The organism is Bythopirellula polymerisocia (assembly GCF_007860015.1).
GTDB lineage: Bacteria > Planctomycetota > Planctomycetia > Pirellulales > Lacipirellulaceae > Bythopirellula > Bythopirellula polymerisocia.
On record NZ_SJPS01000002.1, the window covers coordinates 269,692 to 282,858 of the forward strand.

The 13,167-nt window shown below is 52.0% G+C and carries 9 protein-coding genes; 7 read left to right on the forward strand and 2 right to left on the reverse strand.

Going from position 1 to position 13,167, the window contains the following annotated elements:
• Window positions 1-318 precede the first annotated feature (318 nt).
• From Pla144_RS07300 to phnD, 3 genes are all read left to right on the forward strand, one after another.
• A complete protein-coding gene (locus Pla144_RS07300) occupies window positions 319-1,623 on the forward strand; it encodes an endonuclease/exonuclease/phosphatase family protein (protein WP_197530458.1) in 1,305 nt (434 codons plus the stop codon).
• Between the two features lie 187 nt (window positions 1,624-1,810).
• Window positions 1,811-2,986 (forward strand): DUF1559 family PulG-like putative transporter, encoded by a 1,176-nt coding sequence (locus Pla144_RS07305; RefSeq protein WP_197530459.1) that lies wholly within the window; start codon window positions 1,811-1,813, stop codon window positions 2,984-2,986.
• 28 nt (window positions 2,987-3,014) lie between these two features.
• Complete coding sequence (gene phnD / locus Pla144_RS07310) at window positions 3,015-4,076, forward strand: phosphate/phosphite/phosphonate ABC transporter substrate-binding protein (RefSeq protein ID WP_146449530.1); 1,062 nt, start codon at window positions 3,015-3,017, stop codon at window positions 4,074-4,076.
• A gap of 29 nt (window positions 4,077-4,105) precedes the next feature.
• Here the strand turns inward: phnD and Pla144_RS07315 are convergent, their stop codons facing one another.
• Window positions 4,106-5,362 (reverse strand): endonuclease/exonuclease/phosphatase family protein, encoded by a 1,257-nt coding sequence (locus Pla144_RS07315; protein ID WP_146449532.1) that lies wholly within the window; start codon window positions 5,360-5,362, stop codon window positions 4,106-4,108.
• A 279-nt stretch (window positions 5,363-5,641) separates the two neighbouring features.
• Here Pla144_RS07315 and Pla144_RS07320 point away from each other — a divergent pair, with 279 nt between their 5' ends.
• The 3 genes from Pla144_RS07320 (at window position 5,642) to Pla144_RS07330 (ending at window position 9,313) form a co-directional block, all read left to right on the forward strand.
• On the forward strand, window positions 5,642-7,333 hold the full coding sequence (locus Pla144_RS07320; protein WP_197530460.1) for an alkaline phosphatase: 1,692 nt from the start codon (window positions 5,642-5,644) through the stop codon (window positions 7,331-7,333).
• Window positions 7,334-7,710: 377 nt separating this feature from the next.
• On the forward strand, window positions 7,711-8,658 hold the full coding sequence (gene ispE, locus Pla144_RS07325) for a 4-(cytidine 5'-diphospho)-2-C-methyl-D-erythritol kinase (protein WP_146449535.1): 948 nt from the start codon (window positions 7,711-7,713) through the stop codon (window positions 8,656-8,658).
• Between the two features lie 28 nt (window positions 8,659-8,686).
• Window positions 8,687-9,313, forward strand: a complete 627-nt coding sequence (locus tag Pla144_RS07330) for a SpoVG family protein (RefSeq protein WP_146449536.1) — start codon at window positions 8,687-8,689, stop codon at window positions 9,311-9,313.
• Between the two features lie 382 nt (window positions 9,314-9,695).
• Here the strand turns inward: Pla144_RS07330 and cmk are convergent, their stop codons facing one another.
• Window positions 9,696-10,355 carry a (d)CMP kinase gene (cmk, locus tag Pla144_RS07335; protein WP_146449538.1) on the reverse strand — a complete coding sequence of 220 codons (660 nt, stop codon included), beginning with the start codon at window positions 10,353-10,355 and terminating at the stop codon, window positions 9,696-9,698.
• A 570-nt stretch (window positions 10,356-10,925) separates the two neighbouring features.
• Between cmk and pilM the strand changes: the two genes are divergently transcribed.
• A complete protein-coding gene (gene pilM / locus Pla144_RS07340; protein ID WP_146449541.1) occupies window positions 10,926-13,160 on the forward strand; it encodes a type IV pilus assembly protein PilM in 2,235 nt (744 codons plus the stop codon).
• The last annotated feature ends 7 nt before the right edge of the window (window positions 13,161-13,167 follow it).

The following is a 13,167-nucleotide window of genomic DNA, read 5'->3' on the forward strand; positions in this document are numbered from 1 at the left end:
AAATGTTGTTTCAATCTATCTACTTTATGATGATTATGCTTATTTTGCAAATAAATCAAAATGAATTTTCTGTTAAACAAGGAAATCGAACATTTTTAGCGATCCCGCTGGAAACCGTTCCCTAAGTTTTTCAACCCGATTTGTCATAAACCTCAGTCATCAGGCTACTTAGCACGATTGTGCTGAATCCAAAGGGAAATGGGAAAAAGGGAAATAGAAAAAGGGAAATATGCAGAATTCTCAAAGCAATGTGTTGGTCGATAGGTTAATTCCCTAATGGATTCAGAAATATTGATAAGATGAGGAGCAGAGATCTCAGTGAAAACCTGGAAAAAACAACGCAGAAATCATTTTTCTGGCACTACTACCTCTAGTCACTTTTTGAGCTTGGCAATTCCTAGCCTCTTTCTGTGCTTATTCTTTGCGTCGTGCAGAGCTCAACAAGCCTCGGCCGATACACAAGTCCGATTTGCAACATTTAATGTCTCGCTCTTTGCCCGTTCAGAGGTAGAAGTGGCTGAGCGTCTCACTTCAGGAGACGATCTACAAGCTCGCTGCGAAGCGGAGATCATCCAGCGAATTCGTCCGGATCTGTTGCTCCTGAATGAAGTAGATTTCGATCCCGATGGCCAGCTTGTGCAGATATTCCAAGAAAAGTATTTGTCCGTTCCACAGAATGTCTCCGAATCGGAAGCAGGGCCTGCTAAGCCGATAGAATTCCCTTATCGATATCTTTCTCCGGTGAACACCGGCATGCCCTCTGGACTCGACTTGGATCGGAATGGCAAGACTGTCGACCAGCCCGGAAGTAGGGAGTACGGAGGCGATTGTTGGGGCTTTGGTCAGTATCCAGGGCAATACGGCATGGTGCTACTCTCCAAGTATCCGATTGATACTGAGCATGTCCGCACATTTCAAAAGTTCCTGTGGAAAGACATGCCAGATGCGCAGGTCCCTGACGACCCGGAAACCGACGTACCTGGTGACTGGTACTCGGAGGAAGCCTTAAATCAATTTCGGCTTTCGTCTAAAAGTCACTGGGATGTACCGATTCAGATCAATGGTCACACGATTCATGCGCTAGTTAGTCATCCAACTCCACCAATCTTCGATGGTGCCGAGGATCGCAACGGTCGGCGGAATCACGACGAGATTCGTTTGTGGGCTGATTACGTCTCTGGGGAGGAGGGGGCATACATTTACGACGATGCTGGAATTCGAGGCGGTCTTACGTCAGGTGAGAGCTTTGTCATCATGGGGGACCTCAATGGTGACCCGCTTGATGGAGAGGGATCCGCTGGGATATCCGAACTCTTGGGATCGCCGGCACTTGCCGAGTACACGCCACCTGAAAGTGATGGTGGAGCCCAACAGGCAAGCCTCCAGGGAGGTGTTAACGCGAAACACCGGGGTAATTCCCGCAATGATACGCTCGATGCCGCTGATGAGAATGGTCCGGGAAACTTACGCTTGGACTACGTTTTACCATCAAAAGACTTAAAAGTAGTTGCCAGCGGCGTATTTTGGCCCGACAATACAGATAAGTTGTTTTCGTTAGTTGGCGTCTACCCTTTTCCCAGTTCCGACCATCGGCTGGTGTGGGTGGATGTGGATTTGAAATAGGCGACTGTATAGAGTTATGAGCGTGAGTTGGCATTAGCGACTATTAAATTAGTAACTTCCTGTGGCTACTGTCGTACCACTCTGTTTACGAAGTGCCTACTTGTAAGCAAAACCATTATGATTCAAAGCAATTTCTTGGATTATTTATTACTGTGATCTACTTTCTTCCTTGATGGAGATTTATTACATGACGCATCGCAAATCAGAAGGGTTCACCTTGGTAGAGCTCTTGGTGGTGATCGCAATCATCGGCGTACTCGTTGCCCTCCTATTGCCTGCGATCCAAGCGGCCCGTGAGGCAGCTCGGCGCACTTCTTGCGTTAACAACGTCAAGCAGATGGGATTGGCCGCTGCCAACTACGAGAGTGCGCGCGGTACATTTCCCCCTGGTCGACTTTTTCCTGACTGGGTCAGTGGGGGGAATATCAAAGGGGGCTATACAAGCTACCAACCCGGACCCGATCCTGCTGACAAAGCAGGATTTTATTCCGTCCACACTTGGCTCTTGCCCTACATGGAGGCCAACAACGTCTACCAACAAATTAATTTCGATATCGGTCTCACCAAACGCATGGCTAACAATGGAACACCGGCCAATGTAAATTATAATGCATTTGCTACGGCAGCTGGGCTCTTTCTTTGCCCGAGCGACGGGAACACTGGTCTTACGATTTCGGAAAACAATTATCGGACTAACTTCGGGGGCGATGGTCCGGGGGCAGGTGTACGTACTAGTTCAATGACAATTACAGAACCACGCCCCACTGGAGATCGTTGGCATATTGGTGGCAGCGGCGCTTTCACAATAGGAGAGAAGGGACTAAAGACTAGCGCTTTTACAGATGGACTTTCTAAGACAGCTTTTTTTTCCGAACGAATCAAGGGGAGTGCCAGTGTGATCTACCCTGCCTCGACGCTTCCGACGAGGGCAGATATTATTAACTGTCCTTCTCAAGGGGCGCCCAACGTCGATATTGATGTGACTTTAGCAGCAGCCAATAACTATGTTCCAACAGAGCAGGGCTACGTGTTCACCGGTGCTGGTAGCTGGATACCCGGGGACGACTGGTCTAATGGTTGGCCTTTTGCAGGCTATGATGCCACTCAATACAACCATGTTGCGCCGCCAAATTGGACAGGAATAGACTGCACACTGCAGAACGGAATCCCTGATACCCCGGCAGAACATGCGATTATTGCTGCACGAAGCGATCATCCTGGGTCAGTGGTTGTAGCCTTCGGTGATGGACATACTGCAGTAGTAAGTGATAGCATCAACTTAGACATTTGGCGGGCCTTGGGAACACGCGATGGGCGTTTTGATGCGACAAAGGGTCCAGAGCCAATGGATACTGATTTTTGATTAAGCCTTTTCTGGGGAGATTTTTTTCTTGAACACCAATTCTGCATTTGTGCGTCCCAGGGTGCTCCTGGCGATTGCTGTGGCCGCGCTGGCCGCTGGCTATGCCTCATATGTTGCTTCGAGCTGGGAGAAAACCGCCCAGGAGCAATACGTCAATCGGACGATGAGTAATTTCTTTATGAGCCTCAATCCGATCACGCGACTCGACTCGGTGTACACTGACGCCGATGGTGACCTCCTGGCTGATACGCCCGAGAATGCTGCCTTGCAGGTGAAGCCCACGGAACTGGTGTTTTCCTTCATCACTTCGGAAGATTCCACCAACGAGCCCGACCAATGGCAGGAATTGATGGATGCGATTGCCGCGAAGACGGGCATCCCGGTGACCTATCTGCGGCTGACTGATTCACGAGAGCAGTATGAGGCCTTGCGCAACGGGCGGCTGCACATCACGGCACTCGGCACGGGTGAAGTCCCCGCCGCAGTGAACACCGCTGGCTTCATCCCCGTCTGCACATTTGGTCGCGAAGATGGGACGAGCGGCTACACGATGGAGTTCATCGTCAAGGAAGACAGCCCCATCAAATCCCTTGATGACCTGAGGGAAAAAACAATTGCCTTCACCAGGCCACGTTCAAATTCTGGCTGTAAGGCCGCGGCAATGTTTCTGATGGAAGAAAAAAACCTGCAACCCGAACTCGACTACCAATGGAGCTATACCTACGGCCATCAGGGTTCAATTGACGCTGTTTTGTCGGGAGAGGTGGATGCTGCTCCAATCGCCAGTGACGTGTTGGCTCGCATGATTGCTAAAGGTGAAATTCCGGAAAATGCCGTACGCAGTATCTACCAGTCAGAGAAATTCCCCCCTGCGGCGTTTGGAATCGCCTACAATCTGACGCCGGAAACTCAGGAAGCGATCCGCCAGTCCTTGCTGGAATTCAACTGGGAAGGGACGAAGATCGCAGCTGAGTTTGGCGCAGAAGGAACAACAAAGTTTGTGCCAATCGTCTTCAAGGACGACTGGGCACTGGTCCGCCACGTCGATCTTGCCGCCAGCAAGGCCCACGCTGACTTGGCAATGAAGTAACATCGCATTGCACCATTGCAGTCCTATGTTCACTTCAAGCGAAACCGCGCAGAAACGGGATCGTGATCCGAACCGTCGATTTCAGCGGGAGCCCGCATTTTCTGGCAGGAACCCTCTACGTAAAGCTTTGCCAACGCCGGTGAGCAGGTGATGAAGTCGATAGGATCCCAGCCAGCTTGCTCTGGGTCGAGAATCGAATCCGGGGTGTCCTCTGTTGGAAGGGACCACATTGCCATTGGACCGCTGCCCAGGATCTTTTTCATCGACGCACTTTCGATCGTGTCGTTAAAGTCACCCGTAACGATAATCCGCGCCGAGGGATTCTTCTCCAGTTCTTGATCGAGTAGTTTTCTCACCATCGTGGCTTCAGCCAAGCGAATCGGCTCAGAAGAATCGGCCCCGCTGGCTTTGCTCTTGAGATGTACGACCCATATCTCCAGGGGATCGCCAACCGGCGGAAGCACGGTGATTGCAGGGACATCGCGATTGAATCGCCGTTTCACTCCATCCGGCTCTGTAAACGTCAGATGCCTGCGGGAGGCAACCTCACCAATGGGAGCTCTAGACAAAAGACATACGTCGATTCCGCGACCGTCATTTCCTTCAAAATGCACGACATGCTCGTAACCCATGTCGGGGAGAAACACCTTGACGAATCGTTCGAGATAACCGCGATTCTCGACTTCCTGGAGCGCAATCACATCGGCGTTCACCTTGCGAATCGTGGCAGCCAGATGGTCCAACTCATCTCGTGGTTTGGTTCGAGTTCCTTCGTCGGCATGGTAAGGATCATCCACTTCATCGAACAAGTTGAGTACATTGAAAGTGGCCACGACGATTTCATTGGGATCCGCAGACCAGGTAGTGACGGGCTGCTTATCTAGAATTTCTGTTTTTGGCAGAGCATCGAGAATGCGAATTTGATCCGACCTCGCGATCACCATTTGAGGGTTATCATTGTAGGTGGTAACTAGTCCTCGCATTTCGACATACTTGTTCTCGTAGAGCTGTTTGAGTTCGCCGGGAAATCTATCGAGGTTTTCTCGGAACACGATTCCCACAAACCCTGGCGGACGTTCGTGATCAAAGTTGAGAAAATTGATCCGCCCAGCGCTTCCCACGTTGACGATCTTGCCGCTCACAAAGACAGTCTGCCCAATCGCTTGACCTGCGTCCTTCCAACTGATGTGCTTGAGACCTTCATCGGGATCAATGGGAGGGCGAGCAAAGAGGAGGGCTTGTGCGAGGGATGCGATGAGTAGAAAGCAGGCAGCTTTGCGGAGCATTATGATTCACCTTGAGAGGGGGGCGGAGGTAATTACGTTCGCTCATTTTGCCACGATTAGATGCAATCCACAATCAATGACCCTGTGAAAGTTGCTGAAATGCACAGGCCCAATATCAGAGTAGAGTTCAGCGAGTTCAGAGCAAAAAGAACGTTCCCAGGCCACGGAACAGGAATTTTTGCAGAAATTGGCTGGGGGCCTGGCCCGAATTCATGCGAGTCAAGCTATAATACAAGCTTGTCTGCTCATAATCCCCTTCTTAGCCAGGCCCACCTCGCAATGCGTCTTGCCAAATTCTACTCTCTGATGTGCCTGCTGGCCGTTTGCTGGTCGGGCTACGCGGAAAATCTTCGTGGCGAGGAAATTGCCACAGAACTGGAATCACCCCAACAGGCCATTCTCGACTCTTCACTGACCCAAGCGGAGAGTATTCCACAGCCAAAGATTCGCAATGTGATTCTTATGATCGGCGATGGGATGGGGCCCCAGCAGTTGGGGCTGTTGTTCGCCTACGCACGTCATGCCGGGTCGTCACAAGTGCCTGAGAAGGAAACGGCAGAGAAAGTCTCTGCGATTGAACAACTGGCAACTCAAGGCAATGTCGGCATCGTACGGACTAATCCCCACGGAGCGCTAGTTGTCGATTCGGCAGCGGCCGCCACTCAGCTGGCAACAGGTGCCTCGGCTGGTTCAGAAATGATCGGCGTCGATTACAAAGGGAATCGAGCGGAGACGGTGCTAGAAGTCGCTCGCGACTCTGGCAAATCGACGGGACTCGTCTCCGATACACGGATGACCCACGCGACACCCGCCGCATTCGCGGCCCACCAGCGACATCGATCCATGGAAAACGAAATCGCTGTCGACATGCTTGAGAACAAAGTGGACGTTCTCATGAGCGGGGGTCTGCGCCATTGGGTGCCGCAAGCCGTCAATAAAAAAGACTCGGCCGCTTATATGGCGCTGGTTCAAATGATTGGCGGTGCATTCGATCCTTACTCCAAGCGAGAAGACAACCGCAACCTGCTGCTTGAAGCCCGAGGTGACTACCAATTAGTCTTTGATCGTTCGGCGCTTGAAAAGGTGACCGAAGCCAGGGTGCTAGGCCTGTTCGCCAATTCGGAAATGCTCGACGCGATCGGGGAACGCAAAACCCTTGCGACCGGAGTTCGCACTGAGCCGACATTGGTGGAAATGACCAAGAAATCGCTGGAAATCTTGAATAAGAACCCTCAAGGGTTCTTTTTGATGGTCGAAGGTGGCCAGATAGATTGGGCGGGACACAATAACGACGCCGGCGATATGTTGTGGGAGCTCCTTCAATTCGACGACGCGGTGCGAAACGTGTTCGAATGGGCCAGCAAGCGAGACGATACCCTCGTGTTGGTCACCGCCGACCACGAAACTGGCTCATTTGGTTTCAGCTACTCGGGCTACGAGATTCCTGAACCCCAAACCCTTGGAGGGAATGTCTTTGGCGAGGAACTGTTCGCTCCGAATTTCAGTTACGGCCCCCCTCACGTTCTCAATGCATTGGCAGCCCAACAAAAAAGTTATTTTGAGATATTTACTGAATTTGACTCCCTGCCCACCGAAGAGCGAACCGCCGAGAAGCTATTGGCGATTGTGAACGAGGCTGTACAGCCACTCTCGATTACGCTCGCCGATGCCACAGAATTGCTTAATCGCATGGCAAATCAGTATTACCAGAAGGGACATCCGTACCTCGGCACACCGACCTTACCCCAGATCCCGGATCAAGAGGCATTCTTTGTCTATGGCGAAAATCTCCGTATGAACCGTCTAGGCCACATCTTGGGGAAACAACAAGCCGTCGTCTGGGGAACTGGCACACACACCAGCACTCCTGTGATGATCGCCGGTTTCGGTCCAGAGTCTGAGCGATTCACTGGGATTCTCCATGCTACGGACGTGGGAAAGCGTATGATTGAGATTATCCGTGGGAAATAGGTGTATTCCCTGGGTAACTTGCTTGGACTTCCCGATTCTTCTACTCAAATACCCTAGTTTGCACTTCATTAGACTCGTGCAGACTTACGTTGACCGTGATCGGAAATTTTTCTAAAATGTGCTATCAATTGGAGTTATGCACTGCAGGCAAGGCAGCCCGCAAGCAATGCTCCAATGAAGCCCTGACCCGGCATTGTTTTGGTTGCTGTTCATTTTTGTTTTCATAGCCTGTTCATAATTCGTTTACTACATGCGGAGAGTTGAAGGCGCGACAAGCTAAAGTCGCAAGGGAAGAGAACACAAGGAAAATGCTGTTTTTTCGTCCGACGATGGGTTGGACAAGCAGCTTTACGTGATATCGACTCTGGACGTACACCATGGTTCCCCGTAAGGTTGGCACCGACTGGGAGGTCCTCGCTCCGGCGAAACTGAATCTGTACTTGCAAGTACAATCAAAGCGTTCCGATGGTTTTCACGACCTGGAAACGCTCATGGTGCCGGTGCGATTATTCGATCACTTGCGTTGGAGTCCCTCGAATTCGGGAAATACGGCTCCTGCAGCAGAGATCGGTTCCGAAGGACTGTCTTTCTCCGTCGATGCTCGGGCTCTTAACTTGCATCCAGAGCAAGTGACTTCGCTCGAATCCTCGGAAAATCTGGTGCCACGAGCGGCCCGTTTGCTCGCCACACGGATTGGTTGCCCACCGCGCGGTCACTTCCAATTGACGAAGCGAATTCCTTTGCAGGCTGGGCTCGGTGGCGGCAGTAGCGATGCTGCAGCCACATTGCGACTAGCCAACGCCTGTTGGAACGGAGGGCTGTCTGAAGTCGAACTTACAGATATTGCTGCCCAATTGGGAAGCGATGTTCCATTCTTCTTGCAAGACGGCCCCGCGGTCTGCCGGGGGAGGGGCGAATTGGTATCAACTACCTCTGGCTTGCCAAAGATGCACTTTGTGCTGGTGAAACCACCCCTTGGCCTCTCGACGGCGGCAGTCTTTCAGGAAGTGGCAGCTTTGCCGGAACGAGAATCATTGGAAGTTGACAGACTGAGCAAGCTTTTAGAGACATTACAAATTGGGGCAGTGGGTGCTGCCTGCCAATGGATGACAAATCGCCTGGAAGCAATTGCTGCGCAAATGGCTCCAGAGGTTCTGAGAATCAAGGCGTCGTTGAGAGCTGCGGGCTGCTGGGGTCAAATGATGACCGGCAGCGGCTCGACGGTCTTTGGAATTGCCCGGTCCGCAACTCATGCGAGATGGATTGCCCGGCGGCTCACGGCTCAGAGAATTGGTACTGTGTTCGTTACATCAAGTGGTTGGTAAGGCGTTTAAGTTCGCAAGGAGACTTACCGTGTATATTTCCGAGGTGCGGATCAAATTAATGGAAGATCCAGGCGAAAGACTCAAGGCCTTTTGCTCGATCACCTTCGACAATTGTTTTGTCGTACGCGATCTGAAAATCATCGACGGTTCGAACGGCCCGTTCGTAGCCATGCCCAGCCGAAAGCTGACCTCTCACTGTGCGCGGTGTGGGATGAAAAATCACTTGCGGGCACAGTACTGCAATCAATGCGGCTCGGGGCTGAGTCACGATCACATGCCGTTAGATGCAGACGGCCGGGCCAAGCTCTATGCCGACATCGCTCACCCGATCAATTCCTCCTGTCGAGAAATGATTCAGGAGCACGTGATTAACGAATTCTATGATGAAATCGACCGCTCGAAACTCCCCGGCTATGTTTCGAGATATGACGACGTCGACGTAGATCTTGGTTTTGAAAGCGATGCGCCCCAGCTACCGCAGAAACGGGACACTCGTTTCGACCGAGCCCACAATCAATCCGCACCGCATGAATCGCCCCAGGGCATCAGCCACGGAGGCCGAGCCGAGGAAGAACTTGGCAAACGAGTTCCCACCAGCAAGCCTCCTCAAAAAATGGAAGACTCTTTTGGCTCAGGGATATTTCCCGAGGGGTAAGGTTGTGCCGTTCGGCCATTCTCACTGAGACTCGGCTAGGCTACTTGAGAAATGGAAACTAAGCCTGTGCGAGCTCTAAGGCGTGCCTAGTCTGAGAACGCAGCCAGGCCTTCAGAGCACCCATGATATTCAAGCTAGGAGGGCACGTTGCGGCCAATCGGCACCAGCTCGCAATCCCTACGATTTGCTTTTCTTCTCCCGCTTGAGTTGCCGCTTTTCCTTGGCGGTGTGTTGGGCCTTTTTCTGATCTTCCTTCTTGCCTTTGTCTTTGCTACCGCGATCGCCCATGGTTGGGTCTCCTCAATTGGAATAGAGAAACCCTGAACAGGCTTCATAGCTAGAGAATAGCAAATCATGAAGAGCCACTGCAAGTAGATAGTAGTCAGTGGTCAGTGGTCATTCGCTCACGGACAAGGGCTTCAAGTCGTTCAACGACTTCAGCTGGCGACATCCCGCAGGTCTTGATTTCTATGGAATCGGTCGCCTTGCGCAACCCTCCGATGGGCCGCTCTTCGTCTTGCTGGTCTCTTTGACGCTGATGTTTGAGTACCGAATCCAGTGAAACCCGCTCGCCACGCGAGACCAGGTCCAAATAGCGGCGCTGGGCACGGACCGTTTCGTCGGCCGTAAGGAAGATCTTGCACTCGGCCTGAGGGAAGACGACCGTCGCCTGATCACGTCCTTCTGCAACGACATTTTGCCCGTCGGCAAATCTCCGCTGGGTCTCGACAAGTGTCTTGCGAACTTCTGGATTGTCGGCTGCATACTTGGTTAATCGGGTAATTTCAACCGTGCGAATCTGCTCGGTTACATCCTGGTCGTTGAGGAGTACCCGATCATCGGTCAATTCGATGCGGCAGTTGGCAGCGATTCGGGCCAACTCGCCAGGAGTTTGCCAGTCGACTTGCTGCTGGTGTCCCGCCAGGGCAACGGCGCGATACATCGAGCCAGTGTCCAGGAACAGAAACCCTAGTCGCTTGGCTAGTTGGCGAGCCGCACTGCTCTTACCCGACCCGGCGGGCCCGTCAATAGTTACAATCATGTGTCCAATAGAGCCGAGGGGGTTGGAAGTGGTCAATGCACAGTGGTGTTGGAATCAAGAAGCCTTGGTAGCTCACAGAATAGTTGCCGTGCCAACAATCCCCAATGTCCAATTCTAGACTGCCGACTTATAGCGAATTGAGCTTGTACTTCCAACTTTCTTTCGCCTGAATTGATTGACTTAGTCTCTCACCTAGAGTGACCAAAACTTGGCAATAATTCGTCTGACAGTCGATTTTCTCGTACTTTTTCCCGAAATTCCCTGTTCTGAGGTCAATTCCTTCAACTGAAAGGGTTTCACGCCAATTCTATACAAATCCTATTTACTGACTAAAATAAACTGGGGAGAGGGAAGTTCGCTACTTGAAGCGACGTTTCAGATTCTGCGCTGGTGCAGAAAATTGACGACGCTTGGGGGTAGGCGATAGACTTATCAGAGAGGCATTTTGGGGCAGCAGCGATCGTTTTGTCCCTCTTAAATAGGCGCGGACTAATCCTTCTGCTGCGTAAGGATCGTGATTTGCCAGAGTGGCGTACTCACGAGAAATAATAGGGAACAGGGGTCTGAGGTATGGCGAATAGCATTGCCGTATGGGGAATTGACATTGGCCAGTGCGCGCTGAAAGCGCTGCTGTGTCGGCCTCACGAAAAAGAAGCTGATCGCATCGTCGTCGAATCTTTCGACTACATCGAATATCCCAAGATACTCTCTCAGCCGGAATCCGAGCCCGAAGAATTGGTCCGTGAGGCACTCACTCAGTTCCTCTCTCGCAACGAGGTGGCAGGGGATCGGGTCGCCATCTCGGTTGCTGGCCAGAACGGTCTAGCACGATTTATCAAATTGCCACCGGTCGAGTCCAAAAAGATTCCCGACATCGTTAAATACGAAGCCCGCCAGCAAATCCCGTTCTCGCTTGACGACGTGGTATGGGATTATCAACAGCTTACAGGTGGGAGTGAAGAAGACGGGTTTGCCCTGGAGCCGGAAGTCGGCATCTTTGCTATGAAACGAGACCAAGTGGCCCGAGCCCTGAAGCCACTCGAGGACGCAGGGATTGAAGTTGACTTCATTCAGCTTATGCCCCTGGCAGTTTACAACTTTATTTGTTTCGATCGGTTAGGTGACTTCAAAGCAGAAACCTATAATCCCCAGAAGCCGCCCAATTCAACGGTGGTAATTTCGCTCGGCACCGACACCACCGATCTGGTGGTGACCAACGGTTTCAGGGTCTGGCAGCGAAATATTCCTATCGGCGGCAGCCACTTCACGCGTGCCTTGAGCAAAGAATTAAAGCTCACTTTTGTGAAGGCCGAGCATCTCAAACGGAATGCGACGGAAGCGGACGATCCAAAAGCAGTTTTTCAGGCCATGCGCCCTGTCTTTAGTGACTTACTTTCGGAGATTCAAAGATCGCTGGGTTATTTCACCAGTATCGACAAGTCGGCCAAGATCGGCAATGTGCTGGCTTTAGGCAACGCGATGAAGCTGCCTGGTTTACAGCGATATCTCTCCCAAAATCTGGAGTACGATGTCAAACCGGTTACCGAGTTCATGCAACTCAGTGCTGGAAGCGCTGCAGGGAAGCCCCAATTCAAGGATAACACCTTGAGTTTTGCGGTGGCTTATGGGTTATGCCTGCAAGGCCTAGGGAAGGCCGAACTCAGGACGAATCTCTTGCCCGAGGAGATCGTTCGGACACGACTCGTTTTGAGCAAGAAGCCGTGGGCCGTAGCTGGTGCGGCAGCCATTCTGGCCGGGCTTACATTCAACTATTTCTCCCACGTTTCTGCCTGGCGAGAAACTGACAACGAAGCGATGAAACAAGCTGAGCAACAGGCTCAATCAGTCCAAACAACCGCTGCGGGCTATCAGAGTGAGAAAACCACTATCCATGGCGATTTTGAGTCCGTTTCTCAGACCGGGGAGAAGCTGATTAGCAATGTCGAGGGACGCCTGCGCTGGTTGGAACTACTCAAAGCAGTAGACTCAGCTCTTCCCAAAGATCCTCGTCCTGCCGAAGAGCGCAAACAGACGGCAGAGGACATCAGCAGCCGAGAAGAGTTGCATATTGTTTCGATGGAATCGCAAAAATTCACAGACTTGGCAACGGAGTGGTTCTCCCTGGTAGAGGCCGCTTACAACGATTCGAAGGGAAAGCAAGCCGCTGAAGGAGCAGATGTTGAACCGATGGACCCAGCGATGGGGATGGAAGGCATGGGAGAGGAAGCGACTGCCGAAGGCGGGGGTGGCGATCTCTCAGGAGCAGGCTGGGTTATTCAATTAACTGGCTACCACTACCACAATAGCAAATCGGACCGCACCAACCAGACGGGTGAATTCGTCAAGAATACGCTGATCAAGAATCTGGAAGAGGGCACCGTCCAACTCCCTGATGGGGAAGATGGCGAAATGATCGACGTTCCTATGCAGGACTTGGCAATCAGCCATGTCTGGCTTGTCAGAGACCAGAAGCTGCGGGATGAGCCAATCAATCCCGACGCCGCACTCAATACGAGCGCCGGTGGAACTGGGGGCGGCTACGGTGGAGAGGGTGGCTACGGCGGAGGCTATGGTCGTGGCGGCGAAGGAGCAGGATTGACTCCAGGCGTAGACGGAGAACAATCCAAAATAATCACTCTGCGTCGCTATGATTTCATCGTGCAATTTGTCTGGCAACCCAAGACTCGCGCAGAACGCGAGGAGTTGGATGCGGCACGCAAATTGGCAGCAGAGGAAGCAGCCGCTGCTGCTGCAGCTAATGCAGGAGATGAGAGTGGTGCAGATTTAGAAGAACCAGAGAATTAAGCTTTAT